Genomic DNA, 17,046 nt, shown 5'->3' with positions numbered 1-17,046 from the left:
CTCCTCACCCATGAAATCCCTAGTCCTCCTTTGCTTGGGCTTCTGTCTTCTGACCAGTGCCTGCGTGAGCCGTGATCTTCCACCGGTCGGCACGTATCTGGACTCAGGAGGCGAGCAGTCCATCCTTGTTGCGCGTGACACCTTGGAAATGAAAGTGCTCTCTCGCGTCTTCGGAGAAAAGGAGCCGCGAATGCTTAATCTGCGGCTCACCTACTCAGTGAGCAAGAACGGTGAGATTCGGTTGATAGGGTCTTCCAACAGTAAGGCGTATCTCTCCGTTACAACGTTGTATAAATGGCGCTTTGAGCAGGGTCAGATTTTTCGTGAGGACGCCGATTCTGGTTCAACGACCGTCTTCCGAAAACGCGATTAACAAAGCCGAGCCAAGGTTCGATCCGGCGAGATAGGTGACAGATAGACCGGGGTGATGGGTTACACTTTGCGGCACTATGCCGTGGAGAACCGTGACCCCGATGGAAGAGATCATCCGCTTCGTGAGCCTGGCGCAGACGGATCGTTTCACGATCACGGAGCTGTGCGCGCAGTTCCACATCAGCCGCAAAACGGCCTACAAGCATCTGGAGCGTTATGCGCTCGGCGGCTGGAAGGCGCTGGCTGTGCGCAGCCACCGGCCGCACCGTTGCCCGCAGCGCACCGCTGCCGCGATCGAGCGGCTGATCTTGGCGGAGCGTCGGCTCCATCGCACGTGGGGACCGAAGAAGCTCCAGGATTTGCTGGGGAAGAAGCACGGGGTGGAGGCCCGCCGGCGTGCAGCACGATCGGCGAGATCTTGCGCCGCCACGGCCTGAGCGTGAAGCGCCGCCGCCGCCCCGGCGTCTACCCCGCGTGACCGGCCCCGACTTTTCGAGCCACCCCGGGTGTTGGTCCGGGATGTTGTTATGGGTTGATCTATCGGTTGTCGGTAAGCGTCGCTCCGAGTGCCTCGTTGACGAGGTAAATACGGTATTTGTGCAGGACGGATTGGAAGTGCCGTAACTACGGCACTTCCGATGCGACTATGATGCCGCGCTCCAGTGCGCGGGCAGCAGCGGCCGCAAGTCGTCGGCCGTGGTCATCGACGGTAGCCGGGCCAGCACGTCGCGCAGGTAAGCATGAGGATCATGGCCGTGGCGCTGGCAGCTGATGACCAGTGAGTAAATCACGGCCGCGCGATCGCCGGCGTCGGGATGTCCGATGAAGAGCCAGTTTTTCGCGCCAAGCTTTGAGGGGCGGATCGCGTTCTCGACGGCGTTGGTATCGAGCTTGGTTTGGCTGTGATTCAGGTGAGCGGTGAGCGGCGTCCATTGGCCGAGCAGATACGTGCAAGCCTGGCCGAGGCCGGAGCGAGGAAGCACACGCTTCTGCAGCGCGAGCACCAATCGACGCAGTCGCGCGAGCGGGCGGGCAAAGTGTTCCTGTCGGAGCGCCGCGCGGCGATCACCGACCTGCTGCTCGTCCCATTGCGTCTCGAGCGCGTAAAGTTCACTGATCAGGCGCAGCACGCGTTCCGCGGTGCGCGGCCGCTCCGCCGCCGCTTCGATAAACTGCCGGCGAGCATGCGCCCAGCATCCGGCCCACTCGACGTGCGGATGGCTGCGAACAAACACGCCGTAGGCGGCGTATCCGTCCGTGTGCAAAACACCTCGGTAGTCGCCGAGCAGCCGCTCGGCCTCTTCGTGCCGACGAGACAATCGCCACTCGAAGACGACATCGCCTCCGGGGCGCGACAACGCCCACAGCCATCCCGTGGTAGTTTTCCCATCCCGCAGGTCCGGGTCGTTGCAGCGGATGGGAGTTTCATCGGCCTGGACGTAACCACTGGCCAGCAAGTCTTGCTTCATCACTTTGACCAGCGGCTCGAGCTGAGCGCTCGCCATCCCGACCCACTCGCTCAAGTTCTGCCGCGAGATCGGAGCGCCCCACCGCGCCAGCATCTTCTCTTGCCTGAACAGAGGCAGGTGGTCGCAAAATTTCGCGGTCAGCGCCCACGCGATCAATCCCGCCGACGCGAAGCCGCCACTGACCACGCGCTTCGGCGCCGGCGCCAACAACGGCGCCCGGCTCCGGTCCAGAAGATGCCGATACTTCGGGCGCACGATCTCGCGCTTGAACAGCTGCGGCGGCACCACATCCACCTCGAACGTGCGCTCCTCGCCGATCTGCTCGTAGAGCGCAGGGTCCGCTTTCACAGCCTCCGGCTCGATCACCACCGTCTCCTTCACCGGCAAGTGCGCGAAGGATTCCGCCGGCAGCGTGCGCTTCGGCGCTGGGCCGGCGGCGCGCTCGTAGGTGATCGTCTCGACCGGACGCTCGGCGGCCGCCGCAGCTTTTTCCAGCGCGTCGATCTGCAAGAGCAGTTGCGCGCGATCCAGCTTCTCGCTCTTGCCCGCACCGAAGAGTTGCTTTTTGAACCACTCGATCTGCGCGCGTAGCAACGCCACCTCCTGTTTCAGGAGCGCGACTTCGTCGAGCGGCGCGGCGGTGGTGGACATGCGCGCGTTGAGTGCAACTCGCGCGCCAAAAGTTCCGCGCGCGTTATATTATTTTTCGTCCCTCTCATACCACGGCTTCAACGTGGCGGTTTTCAAATCCACTCCGCCGACGATCAGCGCCAGCGCCTCCGGCGTCAGCGAGAGTTTGCGCTTCGCCTCGCTCGGCTCCGGCCAGGAGAACCGGCCGGTCTCGAGTCGCTTGGCGACGATCACCACTCCCGTGCCGTCCCAATACAGCAACTTCAGGCGCGTGCGCTCGCGATTCGTGAAGCAAAATACCGCGCCCTGCTTCGGATCTTCGCCCAACTGCGACTGCGCGGCGAGCCACAGCCCGTCGTATTGTTTTCTCATGTCCACCGGCTCCACCGCCACGAAGATCCGGACCGAGTGCGGGAACGACAGCATCGCCGCTCAGCTCCGCAGCGCCCGCACCAGCGCGGCCAGTTCCTCGACCCCGCCTCCACGCACCACCGTGCCATCCGCCAATCGCACTTCGAGACCACTCGCACTGACGCTCGGCAACGGCAACGCCACCTCTGCAAACCTCACCGTCGAGGCACCGCTCACGCGCGGCGCGTGCTTCGCCCGCTGCAGCCAGTGGCAAAACGTCGTGTAACAGACACCCTCCCGCTCCGCGAACGCCACGGCCGTCAGGCCGCTCTCGCGAAACGCTGCCAACAGCTGCTCCCGCCGCTCCCGCGGCACGCGCCGGCGTCCGGCACGATCGCGCCTCTCACCATGGTGCACCAATTCCGTAGATACCGTATTTGCCACCCACCGACCTTATCACCTCGGAACTACCGTATCTACGAGGCACCCGAAGCGACGCTTACGGTTGTCGTTGCAGCTGTCCCGACGGAGGGAGGCCGGGAGGCCGACCGGAGTCGGGACAGCGGTAAGTTGGGCGGCGTAACGCGCGGGGCTGCGATAGCCGAGCCGACTGTGCGGCCGGCGGGTGTTGTAGTCGATGCGGAAGTCCTCGATGACGATGCGAGCCTCAGTCAGCGTCCAGAGCTGCTCGCGGTTGAGGCACTCGTCGCGGAAGCGTCCGTGGAAGGATTCCACCAACCCGTTCTGCCAAGGACTGGCCGGTTCGATGTAGATGGTCCGGATCTTCTGATCGGCCAGCCACTGCTGGAGTTCCTTGGCGATGAACTCCGAACCGTTGTCCGAGCGGATATACTCCGGGGCGCCGTGCTGCTCGATGGCGTCCCTCACCAGCCGGATCACGTCTCCGGACTTCAGGGCCCGGTCGGCCCGCAGGACGTGGCACTCGCGGGTATACTCGTCGAGCACCGTGAGCATCCGTAGGGCGCCGCCGCGCACGGTGGCGTCGGCGATGAAGTCCCACGTCCAGACGTGCCCGCGGTGCGTCGCCTGGGTCGGCAGCCCGGTCGAGTGGCCGCGCCGCGCCAACTTGCGTTTGGTCGGTGGCACGCGCAGTCCTTCCGCTCGCCGCAGTCGCTGCACCTGGCGCTTGCCCACCAACCAACCCTCGTCGCGTAACATCGCCGCGATGCGTCGGTAGCCGTAGCGCGGATGTCGCTCGGACAGCGCGTGGCCGCGGGCGACCAGCTGCTGCTGGCGCTCGCTGCGCTCCCCGGCGCGATACCACCAGGTGGCCCGCGCCAGCCGCAGGAACCGGCACGCCTGGCGCCCGGAGCACAGGCGCTCGGCGATCACCGCCTGCACCATCTGCTTCTTGTGCCCCGGGCTCATAATTTTTTTCGTTCACGAAGCGCAGCACCCGATTCTCCAGCAGCGAGTCCGCCAGCATCTTCTTCAGTTCGGTGTTCTCCCGCTCCGACTCCTTCATTCGCTTCGCGTCGTTCACTTCCATCATCCCGAACTCGCGCTTCCAGCGGTGGAACGTCACCTCCGGGATGTTCTTCTCCTTGCACGGCTCCGCGATCGTGTGCCCGCCGGCATCGGCTTCGCGCAGAATCCGGATCCTCTCTTCTGTCGTGTATCTCTTGCTCTTCATGTCTGGGGCCTTTCTTGGCCCAGACTAACCCTCTCGGCGGCGCAAAAATTCGAGGCCACTTCAGACCTTTCACGGCTGCCGAAGCGATCCTTATTTTGAGTGATCTGTCCCGAATGTCCTTGAGCGAACGACTCAAGATTCGTGATTGTGAGTTCTATCGCAGCAGGGGGCCACCGGCGGCGTGATTCATTCCCTATGAGGACTCCCCTTGTTTGCGTGTCAGCGACTCTGTTCGCTCTATCCGGTATTGCTCAATCCGTCTCGGTTCCGCCGGCGGATGTGCCATTACGCGCAGTGGTTTCTCCGCTGGTCAATGGCCAGCCGCTACCGCCCGTTTATGAAATCTCGCTGAAGTGGAACCAGCGTGACACCACTGTGCTTCTGATGCCGTTTAAGAACGGTGGAGAGAAGGTGATGAAGGTCCTCGGCGTGCAAGCGACGCGCGGCGTCTTCATCGCGGATTTCCCTAGCACGATTCCCGCCGGCAAGGAGGAGGCGATTTCCATCGTCTACAGCGCGGCCGACAACACGGACGGAGATATCGATGCGGTTCGCGTCTTAACCGACCAAGGCATCAAGGAAGTTCATCTGAGAATCGCGCGCGAGACCGTCGTGCAGTTGTCCACGCGAGAACTGCACTGGGCGGCGGGGGAGACACTTGCCGCCAAGACGGTTAAGCTCACGGTCGTGGCGAACACGGTAACACCAAAGAACGCTAGAGCGCTCGGTAACAGCTCGGCGGTTTTGGAAAAGCTCTCGCCGACGGAATGGAATGTGAAGGTGGCGCCCGGTTCGACGACTAAGTCCGGCAGGTTTGTCGTCCTCCTTGAATTTGACGGAGCGTTGCCCGGCAAGGCGACGACCATTCTCGGCATCATCGACCCCAAGGAGTGAAAGCCATGCAAGGCGCACGACTTTGGACGGTCCTAGGCGGACTGGTCATTGCATTCCTCTGCGCGCGGGCCGACTTGGTCACGCCGCCGACGGTGGATTGGATCAGTGTGCCGCCTACGGCCACGGTGGGACAGTCGGTGAGCATTGGTGTCGGGACACACGGAAACTACTCCGACAACTCGGATGGCAACGACTGGAACGCGGGATACATGCCGCTGATTCTGGCGATCAATGTCTACATCCAGCGTCCCGGCGAGTCGGGTTGGACTCAGATTCACGGCTGGCTCGATCCATGGCGTTCGCCTGCCGAGGGCTGGGCGAGTTTCACGGTGACTTCAGCCGGAACGCATTACGTGCGCGTGCAAGTGATGGACGGCCGCCCTTGGTATAGCGGCGATTACGTTTACGCGATCGGAGTTCCAAGTCCCGTGCCGGTCATCACCTCCCAGCTGAGCATGAACGTGAATCAGGGCTTCAATACAAGCTACCAGATTACCGCGACCAACAGCCCAACGAGTTTCGGCCTGAGCGGATTGCCGCCGGGATCGGCGGGATTCAACACCTCCACCGGCTTCGTCACGTTTTTCCCGACCACCGGCGGCACTTATTCTTCCACCATTAGCGCCGCCAACGCGGCGGGCACCGACACCAAAACACTGACGTGGAACGTGACTGCGGCCGTGATTTCACCGAGTTCGTCGGTCGCACCCACCACAACTACAGTCGGCGTTCCAGTGACGCTCACGCGCGCCGGCTTCGCGAACTTCGGCATTGGCTGGATCGGCGGCACGATCTGGCGGCCGGACGGCACCTTGGAGTCGCTTGGCAACCAGCAACCGGGTTCGCAAAGCTACACCCCGACGCAAACCGGCCCATACACGTGGCAGGTGCGCGTGGTCGACACTTCCGGCTACAACTACGTCGATCAGTGGATCGTCTTCACCGTTAGCGGTCTGTCCGCTCCCGCCAACCTACAAGCGGTCAACCGTCTCTCCTATGAGGTTGCGCTTAGTTGGACATCTGTTTCCGGGGCCACCGGCTACAACGTCTATCGGAACGGCGCTAAGCTCAACAGTTCTCCTTGGAACAGCACGGCGTTCAGCGATTTCAACGCCCAGCCGAGCACACCGTATGCTTACAGTGTGCGTGCCATTGCCACCGATGGAAGTGAGTCCCCTGCGGCCACGCTCAACGTCACCACCGCCGCGTCATTCGTCGTCTTTACGCCGCTCTGAGCTGCGGCGCGGTCCGTCTTCTTCCCATTCACCTTTTCTCTGCGATGAAAACATGGCTCCGCCTCCTCGTGTTAGGATGCACTGCAGTGGCCGCATTGGCCCAATCCAAATCTCCGGTCGCTTCCTCTGCCGAGCGCCCCCAGCCGGTGCCGGCCGGCTTCGTCCGCCTCGCTCCAGCAGAAATGAGGAAACTCCAGGCCCAGAAAAACGACCTCATGCTGGAACTGATTACCGCCCGCAATGACGCGCGGCGCGCCGCGAAGGAGACGAAGTCCGCACGCAAGCGCGATCGCGTGCAAGCGCTGGAGCAGCAGAAGCTCGGCGAACTGCGCGCCATCGAGGAACAGCTCACCACCGGCCTGCGGCTTGACACCAAATGAGCCGCTCGATTTTCCTCCTTCTCGCGCGGTGCGCGCTGCTCGCGTTGCTGCCCGGCGCCACCCTTTTCGCGCAGATCAAGCCCTACCAGCCAAACGAAGTTCTGCTCGGCGTTCGCGGCAAGCTCCGCGTCAACGGCCTCTACTACATGAACGCGGCCGCAGCCTCGTCACCTGGCACTCGCGTTCTCGACGTGGCGCCCGACAACGGCCCCAACAAGGCGACGACGACCGACGGCGCGAACTTCGCTTTCTCGGTGAAGCCAGGTCAGCTCTACAGTTTTCAATTTTCCGCCGGCGATTACGACTGGGCCGACATCCAATTCGACGTGCCGGCGGGTTATGTCCTAAAGATCGGTCGGCCGTATTGTCCGCTCTCGCCGCGCACCACCTTCCGCGCGCAGGGTTCAATCAGCTACAGCGTGAACCTCACGCTCACCCCCGCCGACGGACTCTTCTCGCTCGCCGCCGGCTACGGCACCAATCCTTCTCTGCAACCGAAGGTCAACTGGGGCATCAGCCTCGGCGCAATGCCCGACGGCAATTGGGCAGGCGCAGTCCGCTGGTGGCAGCGCGAGTTCGACGACGCGCTCCTCTCGAACTCTTCGCTGAGCTACGACGGCTCAGTGGCCCAAGGCATCTACACTGCCGCCTACGCCGACGGGTCGCTCAAATACATCGACGCGGACAACGTCGTCGTCATCATCGAGCGCGGTGCCAATCGCGGTTATTCGATCAAGTTCTACACGGGAGACACGTGGATAACTGGCATCACCGCCGACACCGACCACGTGCCGAACGTCAACGGCGCGACGCCCTTCGTGACCTACGAAGTTAGCAATCCGAATCCCAACGGTAGCACGCTAGATCCCGCCTACGGCATCGATCTCAAACGCACCCAGCCCTATCTCGACGACGCCGGCAATCCCGCCACCAAAACCGACCATTGGATCATCAAGCGCGAGCTCCGCGCCGGCCAATACGCGCTCGTCATGTCCCAGGCCGACGGCGCGCGCGATGTCGTGGTCGTCGCCACCACGCCTTCCAGTGGCCAGTGGACCGAAACCACTACTGTCGGGACCGTCAGCAAAGTGCAGCGGACCTTTCAGACGTTTCCGTGGGGCACGGAAATCACCAGCGAAGTCAATGACCCGCAGGGCGCGGCGCTCACCACCACCTACGACTACCATGCGGGTAGCTACTCCTACTACAACGTCGGCGCGGTCTACTGGTCACCCGGCAGCGCCAGCGTCGGCAAGCTCAAGAAAATCACCCGTCCCGACGGTTCGTGGGAAACCTACTCCTACTACGAGGACTCCGCGCGCTACGGCCAACTGAAGCAAATTCTCCGTCCGTGGGACGATGCGCCGAGCGAAACTTCCGGCACCGCGCAAGTGATGTCCTATGCCTACGCCGCCGAGAGCATCGCCACGAATGCGAATGTGCAAATCGTTCCCGGCCTCAGCTTCCTGTCCCAGCTTGCCGGAGTTGAAACCCAGGTTGGCGCAACCTCCGTTGGCCGCGTCTACTACGCGACGCCTACGGCCACAGTCGACCCCTCTAACGGGTTCCCCGTTTTCGATCCGCTGCCCATAAGCCTTTCCACCGCCTACTCGGTTTGGCCCAGTGGCGACGCGCCCATTGTCACCCGCACCCAGCGCGCCTACTCCGGCGCCTCCGCCTACGAAACCACCGTCACGCGCACCTTCGCATCGTGGGCCAACCCCGACTACGCCGGCAAACTCTACTCGCAGACCAATCCCGACGGCACCCGCACCTCCGCCAGTTACCACACCGGCACCTACGCAGACTACACCGAAAGCACCACGCAGTGGTCGCAAACGGGTTTCGCTCCCGGAGCCGGCAGCGCGCGTTGCGACACTTTTCTCACGGGTGCCTCGACCAATCCTGGCATGGGAGCGGTGCAGTTTACGACCGATACGATTTCCACCACCGCGATCGATCCCGTGTGGATGGTGCCGTTCAAATCGCTCCGCACGCAGACCATCTACGACGTGTTCGCCCGCCCGGTGCTGAACCTCACCTACGTCTTCGTCGGCGGCACCAGTTTCCAACTCATCGGCTGGGAAAAGCGCGCTTACAACATCGACGGCACACTTGCCTCGAAGCAGACCCACACCGGCGAACTCTGGAGCGGCACCTATGTCGCCGGCCGGCTCCGCGCGGAAACGCGACCCGACGGCACTATCACCAAATACACCTACAACGCGCTCAACCAAGTCACCGAGCGCGAAGAGTTGGGTCAGCCCGGCGAGACGCCGATTTGGCCCGGGCAACCCGCGCTCCGCACGGTTTATACCGTGGACCTTCTTGGTCGCGTCACCCAGACCGCCGTTCTCGCGTCGAACAACCAGCCCGGCCGTGTGTCCAGCGCCTCCTACAATCTCGCTGGTCAGCTCGTTTCCGAAACCGCTGAGGACGGCCTTTCCACCACCTACGCCTACACCAACGCCGGTCGCACCGTCACCGCCACGTTGCCCGGCGGCGCGACGAAAGTCGTCAGCCGCCTGCGCGACGGCTCGACTGCCTCCGTCACCGGCACCGCCATCGTCGCCGAGCATTGTAGCAAGTCGATCGGCACCGGCGGCTCCGTTATCCAGCAAACCAACCTCGCCACCGCCAGCTCTCCTCGCTGGGTGAAATCCTATCGCGATTGGCTCGGTCGCAGCACCCGCGAAGAGCGCCCAACCACGCTGGCCGGCATCACCTTCAACAAAATCTCCGTCTACAACACTTTCGGCCAGCTCGTCCGGCTCGAGCAAACCAACCTCGCCAACACCCTCTACACCTACAACGCCCTCGGCGAACTCGAATTCTCCGGTTTGGACGTGAATGCCAACGGCCAGCTTGACCTCGCTTCGATGGACCGGATCCAGAAGTCCGAAACCACTATCGTTAGCGCCGGTGGCGCATGGTGGACGCAGACCCTCAACTACGTCTACAACCAAGACAACAGCGCCACGCCGCTTCAGCAATCCAAGCAGCTCACCCGCCTGCTGCCCTACGCCGGCGGCAACTACGCTGGCGGAATCGCGTTTCTACAGGCGCACAACTACGACCTCTTCGGCAACGCCACCGTTGCCACGACCACGCTCAATCGCCCGGCCCGCCTCGTCACCGTCACGACCGACGTGCCCGGCTCCTCAGTCGACGACATCACTTGGACCCGCAACGGCCTGCTCCTCAAAAAGCAGACCGCGCAAAATCTCACCTACAGCTACACCTACGACCACTTCCGCCGCCTCATCGGCGAAGTCGATCCCCGCACCGGCAACGCCGAGACCGCCTACTATCCCAACGGCAACATCGGCGCCGCCGGAAAGGTGCAGTTCAAGAAGGATACCGCCGGCAACCAGACCAGCTACACCTACAGCGCCGCCACCGGCCGCCTCACCGCCGAGACCAATGCGCAGGGCAAGACCCGTTACTTCAGTTACACCGCACGCGGCGAAATCGGCACCCAATGGGGCGCGACCACCTACCCGGTCGCTTACGACTACAGCGCCTATGGCGAACGCACCGCGATGGCCACCTTCCGTGGCGGCAGCGACTGGGGCCAGCCCACCTGGCCCGCCACCGCCGGCCCCGCCGACCTCACCACTTGGGCCTACGACCCCGCCACTGGCACCCTTACCAGCAAGACGGACGCCGCCAACAAAACCGTCAGCTACACCTACGACGCCCGTCTCCAGCTCAAGACCCGCACGTGGGCGCGCAACGTCACGACCACGTATTCTTATTCGGCCGTGACCGGCGAGCAAACCGGCCTCGATTACTCCGACTCCACGCCCGACCTCAGCTACACCCACAACCGCCTCGGCCAAACCGCCACCGTCACCGACGCCACCGGCACGCGATCATTCGCCTATGGTGCCACGACCATGTTGCCGACGTCGGAGACGCTTCCGAGCACCTTCGCCAGTCGTGTCCTCTCCCGAAGCTACCAGACTTCTGGCGTCGTCGGCCGCTACCAAGGCTACTCTCTCAGCGGTGCGAGCGGCACCGGCACCGACATCACTTCCAGCTACGGCTACGACTCTTACGGCCGTCTTAACGCGGTCAGCGCCGACGGGACGACCTTCAACTACGCCTATACCCCCAACTCCACGCTGCTGGCCTCCATTGCCGACACCGCCTCCGGCTGGACGCAGACTCGCACCTATCTCACCAACGCTGACAACCTCGATGTGCTGGAGACGAAGTTCTCTACCGCCACCCTCGCCAAGTTCGACTACGCCTACGACAGCCTGCTCCGCCGCACCGAGCTCATTCAATCCGGCAACATGTTCAATCGCTACATCGGCGGCGGCCTCGTCACCAAATGGACCTACGACGACCGCTCCGAAGTCACCTCCGCCAAGAGCTACCACGGCACCAATCCGACCGACCTCTCGCAGCCCGTCGGCCAACGCGACTACGGCTTCAGCTTCGACAATATCGGCAACCGCATCAGTTCGTCCGTGGACAGCCACGCTACCGGCTACACCAGCAGTCCCCTCAACCAGATCGCCACTCGCAGTCCGCACGGCTCGGTCGCTGTCACCGGACTCGCCCCCGCTGCCGCCACCGTATCGGTCAACGGATCCGCCACCGGCGTCGCCCGCCAAGGCGAATACTTTTCCACCGCCTTCTGCGCCAACAACGCCACCGCCGCGCTCTGGCTCAGCCTGACCACCGCCAGCTCCTACGGTGGTAGCAACACGCGCGGCGTCTACCTAGCCCGCACCGGACAAACCTACCAATACGACTTCGACGGCAACCTCACCTCTGACGAGCAATGGGACTACACTTGGGACGCCGAGAATCGACTCGTCTCCATCCAGACCACCGCCGTTGCCGCCTCGCTCGGCGCGCCCAACCAGCGTTTCGTCTTTACCTACGACCACCAAGGCCGCCGAGTTTCCAAACAAGCCTTCACGTGGAGCTCCGGCTGGGTGCTCCAAGGCGAGCGCCGCTTCATCTACGACGGCTGGAATCTCATCGCCGAATACACCGTCTCCGGCAGCACGCTGACGCTTGCCGGTGCCTACCATTGGGGTCTCGATGTTGTCGGGGACCTCGTGCGTTCGGGCGGCGTGGGAGCTCTCTTGCAGGTTTGGCTTTTCGGGCAGGGCGCGCATGCCGTCGTCTACGACGCCAACGGCAATCTCGGCGGACTGGTCAACCCGGCGACGGGGGCCTTTTCCGCCCTCTACGAATACGGCCCATTCGGCGAGACGCTCCGTGCCGAAGGCCCGGTCGCACAGTCCAACCCGTTCCGTTTCTCCACCAAATACACCGACAACGAGACGGGTCTGGTCTACTACGGCCTAAGATATTACAGCCCGAGCTTAGGTCGGTTCGTGAACCGCGACCCGAGCGAGGAGCAGGGCGGACTGAATCTCTACGCGTTCTGTCGAAATAATGGCGTGAACTCTTGGGACAGGTTGGGCCTGGATACCAAAGACGTCGATGGCGGCACCGGAGTTGGTTGGGGGATTGATCAGTTCACTGGCTCTACGGCCCTCACCGGTTCAGGCGATCGAAACGATATGGGGTTCATGGATGTTATCATCGGATCCGATGGGAGCTTTCACACGCCTACGTCAAGTGAGCGGGCCGCTATGAACGCGGCGTTCGCCGCTGCGGTAATCTCGAACTCCCTCGCGGCAATGCAGGGAGCGATGCAGTCAGTCACTGCAGCCAATCTGTCGACGATAAGTAGTCAGCTTGCGAGTAGCATGAGGAACCTGGCGATGACTCCGTCCACGACGCCCGGTTCGCTGAGGTTCGTTGACTACACTTTCAGCGACGGGCAAAATTACGGCTCCGGACGGGACTCGCTTTACGGGGCTGGTGTTGCACTTGCCTTTGCTGTCAGCCCAGAGCTGGGCGGACGTGCGATCGGCGCAGCCGTTCAGTCCAACGTCGATGTATCGTCCTATTCCTTCCAACTTGGCGCAGAAGGAATGATGAATCTGGGCTCGGCGGCAGTGATTGAGGCGGCACCCATACTCAGCTCATTGGGTTCGGCCTCGCGCACGTTGACGATTTCTTCGGAAGCGGCAAGTAGCACAACTCCGCTTTACCGTGCGGTCTCTCCGGCTGAGGCGGCGGACTTAGCGGCCACCCAAACGTTCCGAAATCCGATGGGAACCGAGGTAAAGTATTTTTCGACCTCAGCTGAGGGCGCCGCCTCGTATGCCCGACAGACTTACGGCACGGGTCTATATGAGGGGCCTTACACGATCATCCGCACTGATGCACCAACAACGTTAGTCGAAAATCCCTTGCTTCGGGCTTCCGTTGACCGTGGAATTCCGGCGGTCGTGGTCCCCACGGAGCAGCTGCCGAAGTTAGCTCCGCCCACGGCGTTGCCGGCAACACCGCTGCCTCCTAAACTTCCTACAATTCGAGCAGGGGGCGCGGGCGTAGGGAAAAGAGGTTAAAATGAAGCATACCCGCACAGATATCCTAGCCGAGCTGCAGTTTCTTAAAACTGAGGACGGCGGTCGAAAATCCCCCATCGTAAGGCCGGTATTTGGCTGCATATTCGAGCATTCAGGGGAGGCCCACGATTGCGGGATTGTTCTTGAAAACCATGGGGATGTTTGGCCCGGGCAGAAAATTACTGTGCCAATCTTTTTCCTGCGGCCGGACACCGTGATGGACCGGCTGAGGGTTGGAGATTCTTTTAGTCTTCGAGAAGACAGGGTGATTGCTACCGGCTCCATCCTTCAAATCGCGGATTCGGACTAACGCGGCACCCAATTGCGGGCGACGAGGCACGCGAATCGAAGAATAAGTGAACCCCACGAGCCAACCAAAGCACGGTGAGGGAATGCGGCAACCAATCGCGGGCAGCGTGCCAGGCGATTTGGAAAATGACGCACGGTGAAGCTTCTCGCGGCAGAGGTGACGCATTGCACGTGCTGCTTACCATCCGAACGCGGCAACAAGAACTCCCGCCCCTGAACCTGCTGTCCTCGGCAACCTGAATTCCTCCGCACCAGCCAAGGCAGCAGAGTTCATCTCGAAGCAAGTAAAGCCACGCGACTCAAACCGGCTATGTTCGGAGAATTTCGATTGGGAGGCCTAGCCGGTTCAACTTGAATTTCCGCCGATGCCGGTGAACACCCAACCCGGAGTGCCGCACAAGGGATGGGGTCTTGCGGCGGTCGCCGACCTTCAGTTGGACGAAGGCCGCGCTTTCGGCGAATACGACGAGTGCGAATTCTGCGGGAAGAAGCAGATTCGCTACGTTCCTCTTTGGTCTGCAGCGCCGCTCGCAGCGCCCGCATTTCCAATTGAAGCCAAACCCGGCGCCCTAAGGTGTCGAGATGGACGTTGTCCACGCTCGAAAGGGGCAGACCAAGTTTACCGTCTTCCCCGAAAGCGCCTGCGCAACTATATCGTTGGCCCAGACAATCCACCTCACGTGAAGTTTCAGAACGAGGTTTGGCCAAGTGTGCTTCGGCGCTTCGGGCTATGGCAGATCGATCTCGAGGCGAGGCCCCCCCGATTTGTTAAATGTTAGGGACGTGACCGCGCGCGGCTTATCAACGCGGCGCTCGCAAATACAGGTAGTCGAAGCTGGCGAGTTGGGCGGCTGCGACGCTAGGGTAGACCTTGAGGTTACCCTGATTTGACGGACGCGGGGTTGGGGACAAAACGAAAGAGTCCCTGATGAAAAACACCCATGTGGGCAGGTCCGGTGGCGGGCATGCTCGTTACGATGCCGAGTATAAGCGCGAAGCGCTGAAGCTGTGGCGGAGCAGTGGCCGCAGTGCGGCCAAGGTGGCAGCGGTGCAGCGGCTCAGCCAACCGTGGAGGCGTTGCAGGCCGAGGTGGAACGTCTGCGCGCCGAAAACGCGAAACTGCTCAAGCAGCGCGAAGTCCTAAAAAAATCGCTGGGCATCCTCTCCGAACCGCCGACAAGAGGTATGCCCGGATTGCCCAGATGAGCGGCTCCTACAACGTGGCCTGGCTGTGCGAGGCGTTGCTGGTCTCGCGCAGCGGTTATTACGATTGGCTGAGGCGCCGGCGTGAACCAAGTCGGCGTGAACGCGAGAACCGCGAACTGACGGAGCGCATCCGCCGGGTCTTCACGGCGAATCGTTGCGCCTACGGCAGCCCGCGCATCACGCGAGAGCTGGCTCACTACATCCATTTGAATCCGGTGCGCGCGAAGGCCGTGCCGGCGGACGATCTGGCCCGCCACCGCTGGAGCAGCCTGCATCATTTTCCGCAACGCGAGCGTCCGCGCTGTCTGGTGTCGGAGACGATTCTCGCGCAAAGCGGGCAGTTGCCGGACACGGCGGCAGGCTGGAAGCGTTACCACGCCTATCTCGCGCACTTGGCCGAGGAGGATCTTAAGTTGCGTGAAAAGCGATTCGGCCGGCTCAGTCGCGGCTGGGTGGTCGGCTCCGACGAGTTCCGGCGCGAGTTGAAGAAGAACCTACCCAGCGCGGACGCGAAAGGGAGCCGGTTCGAACTGCTCGGAGCCGATCGCGAGGCGTTGGCCGAGGCGCGCGCGCAGGTGTGGGAGGAGAAACTGCAGCAGGTCGCCCGGGTCCTCGGGGTGAAATTAAACAAGCTGCCGGAACAGTATTCGGCGCGCGAAAAGGTCGAAGTGGCGGCGGCGATGAAGCAAGCGACGTCGGTGAGCAACGGCTGGCTCGCGCAGCGACTACAGATGGGGCAACCGGCGAGCGTCAGCCAATTCGTCCGGCGATTTCATCTCTCGGGACACGCCGACCGGAGTGAGTTTCGCCGCGCGCTTGATCAGGTCAGGAACGAGAAAAGCCGCTAACCGCGGAGGCTTCGCCCCGCCCCGCGCCTGACTCAATCGGGACGGATGGCGTGCGCCGCGCTAACTGGATGGCGTGCAGGCCAGTCGCATCTTCCGCAGCGTGGCCATGCGCGAGGTGACGGCGCTTTGCTCCACTTGGAGCTCGGTCCGGTTAACGGAGATCAGGCGCCGGCCGTGACGCTCTTGCGTCGGCGCGGGGACGCTGCCGTCGCGGTGGTCGCTTCGCGCGTGCGCAGTGTCGGGCCTTCGGTCAGGCGGGCGGGGATCGTCGTCAGCGACGGCTGCGGCGGGATGCCGAATTCGCTGTGCATCAGGTGACCGGTGACGAGCTCCGTCGCGCGGGCGCCGAGTTGCGGCGCTTGGAAATCCAACGCGGCGCAGCTGCCGTCGGTGCGGAGTGAATTCAGGCAGACGAAACTGTGGGTGCGCGGGACCTTCGCGCCGCAGCGCTTCATCCACGCCAGCGCGTCCGGGAAGTGGCCGAGCACGACGTCGGGCTTGTAATGCTCGAACCACGGGCGGAACACCTCGAAGTTCACGCCCTCCGCGCGGAGGATCGGCACCTTGGAAATTTCCGGCAGGTAGTGTTGCAGGGCGAGGAACGCGCCTTCCCAGCGGAAGTGCAGGCGCTCGTCGAGCGACGTCTCGATGAACATGCCGGGCCGACGGAACCCGCGCGCGTGCAATTCGCGCAACAGGCCGATCATCGAGCGATAGTGGTCCGAGCACACGCAGTGCATCGGCGGGCTGTCGACGAAGTAGTCGACGTAGACCGCCGTGTAGCGCGACCAGCTGAGGCCGGTGAGGTCGGGAAAACCCGCCGCGGGCAGCACGATCAGGCCGTTGATCCCGCGGGTGAGCAGGATCGAGTCGAGCCGGTTGAGCTTCAGTCCCGCCGCGCCGATCTGGAAGCGGTCGACCTTGAAGCCCAGTTGCGCCGCCTTGTCGGACACGCCCTGGAACACGGCGTCGTTGTAGCGCTTCGCGTTTTCCGTCTGGTTGTCGGCGACGATTTCGATGACCGCCAGCACGCCGCGGAATTGCTGCCCGCAGGAGCGGCGCAGGAACGACATGACCGCGCCGGCGAGCGGATTACGGTCGTAGCCGGCGGCTTTGGCGGCGGCGCGCACGCGCTCGACGGTCTCGGGCTTCACGCGCGGCGAGCCGCGCAACGCGTCGGATACCGTGGTGCGGGAGAGGCCCAGTTCGCGGGCCAGGGTTCGCAGGGTGGGAGTGGCCATTGGGGACGGCT

At 62.9% G+C, this 17,046-nt stretch carries 12 protein-coding genes and 1 pseudogene; 8 read left to right on the top strand and 5 right to left on the bottom strand.

Going from position 1 to position 17,046, the window contains the following annotated elements; genetic code table 11:
- The first annotated feature begins 10 nt into the window (after positions 1–10).
- Together HZA32_14645 and HZA32_14640 are read left to right on the top strand one after the other, a co-directional pair.
- Positions 11–373, top strand: coding sequence for a hypothetical protein (locus HZA32_14645; protein ID MBI5425314.1), 363 nt, complete (start codon positions 11–13; stop codon positions 371–373).
- 100 nt (positions 374–473) lie between these two features.
- Entirely contained in the window at positions 474–809 is a 336-nt protein-coding gene (locus tag HZA32_14640; protein MBI5425313.1) for a helix-turn-helix domain-containing protein, read from the top strand.
- Positions 810–1,016: 207 nt separating this feature from the next.
- Here HZA32_14640 and HZA32_14635 read toward each other — a convergent pair whose 3' ends face one another.
- Both HZA32_14635 and tnpB read right to left on the bottom strand, forming a co-directional pair.
- Complete coding sequence (locus HZA32_14635; GenBank protein ID MBI5425312.1) at positions 1,017–2,492, bottom strand: IS66 family transposase; 1,476 nt, start codon at positions 2,490–2,492, stop codon at positions 1,017–1,019.
- Positions 2,493–2,540: 48 nt separating this feature from the next.
- A complete protein-coding gene (gene tnpB, locus HZA32_14630; GenBank protein ID MBI5425311.1) occupies positions 2,541–2,843 on the bottom strand; it encodes an IS66 family insertion sequence element accessory protein TnpB in 303 nt (100 codons plus the stop codon).
- On the opposite strand from tnpB, the gene HZA32_14625 reads away from it, so the two are divergent.
- Positions 2,842–3,108, top strand: coding sequence for a hypothetical protein (locus HZA32_14625; GenBank protein ID MBI5425310.1), 267 nt, complete (start codon positions 2,842–2,844; stop codon positions 3,106–3,108). The two genes, tnpB and HZA32_14625, sit on opposite strands and share 2 nt — an antisense overlap.
- 170 nt (positions 3,109–3,278) lie before the next feature.
- Here HZA32_14625 and HZA32_14620 read toward each other — a convergent pair whose 3' ends face one another.
- Both HZA32_14620 and HZA32_14615 read right to left on the bottom strand, forming a co-directional pair.
- On the bottom strand, positions 3,279–4,211 hold the full coding sequence (locus HZA32_14620; GenBank protein ID MBI5425309.1) for an IS3 family transposase: 933 nt from the start codon (positions 4,209–4,211) through the stop codon (positions 3,279–3,281).
- Between the two features lie 49 nt (positions 4,212–4,260).
- Positions 4,261–4,476 (bottom strand): annotated as a pseudogene (locus HZA32_14615) (transposase).
- Positions 4,477–4,692: 216 nt separating this feature from the next.
- Between HZA32_14615 and HZA32_14610 the strand changes: the two are divergent.
- From HZA32_14610 to HZA32_14590, 5 genes are all read left to right on the top strand, one after another.
- Positions 4,693–5,370 carry a hypothetical protein gene (locus HZA32_14610; GenBank protein MBI5425308.1) on the top strand — a complete coding sequence of 226 codons (678 nt, stop codon included), beginning with the start codon at positions 4,693–4,695 and terminating at the stop codon, positions 5,368–5,370.
- Complete coding sequence (locus tag HZA32_14605) at positions 5,367–6,605, top strand: hypothetical protein (protein MBI5425307.1); 1,239 nt, start codon at positions 5,367–5,369, stop codon at positions 6,603–6,605. The genes HZA32_14610 and HZA32_14605 overlap by 4 nt, the downstream gene beginning before the upstream one ends.
- Before the next feature lie 44 nt (positions 6,606–6,649).
- Positions 6,650–6,985, top strand: a complete 336-nt coding sequence (locus HZA32_14600; GenBank protein MBI5425306.1) for a hypothetical protein — start codon at positions 6,650–6,652, stop codon at positions 6,983–6,985.
- Positions 6,982–13,431, top strand: coding sequence for an RHS repeat-associated core domain-containing protein (locus tag HZA32_14595; protein MBI5425305.1), 6,450 nt, complete (start codon positions 6,982–6,984; stop codon positions 13,429–13,431). Before HZA32_14600 ends, HZA32_14595 begins: the two co-directional genes overlap by 4 nt.
- 1,511 nt (positions 13,432–14,942) lie before the next feature.
- Positions 14,943–15,794: a hypothetical protein gene (locus tag HZA32_14590; protein MBI5425304.1), complete on the top strand. Its 852-nt coding sequence runs from the start codon at positions 14,943–14,945 to the stop codon at positions 15,792–15,794.
- 161 nt (positions 15,795–15,955) lie between these two features.
- Here the strand turns inward: HZA32_14590 and HZA32_14585 are convergent, their stop codons facing one another.
- Entirely contained in the window at positions 15,956–17,035 is a 1,080-nt protein-coding gene (locus HZA32_14585; GenBank protein MBI5425303.1) for a LacI family DNA-binding transcriptional regulator, read from the bottom strand.
- Between the last annotated feature and the right edge of the window lie 11 nt (positions 17,036–17,046).

The organism is Opitutia bacterium (genome assembly GCA_016217545.1).
Lineage (GTDB): Bacteria > Verrucomicrobiota > Verrucomicrobiia > Opitutales > Opitutaceae > Didemnitutus.
This window is presented reverse-complemented; position numbering and strand designations above follow the sequence as displayed.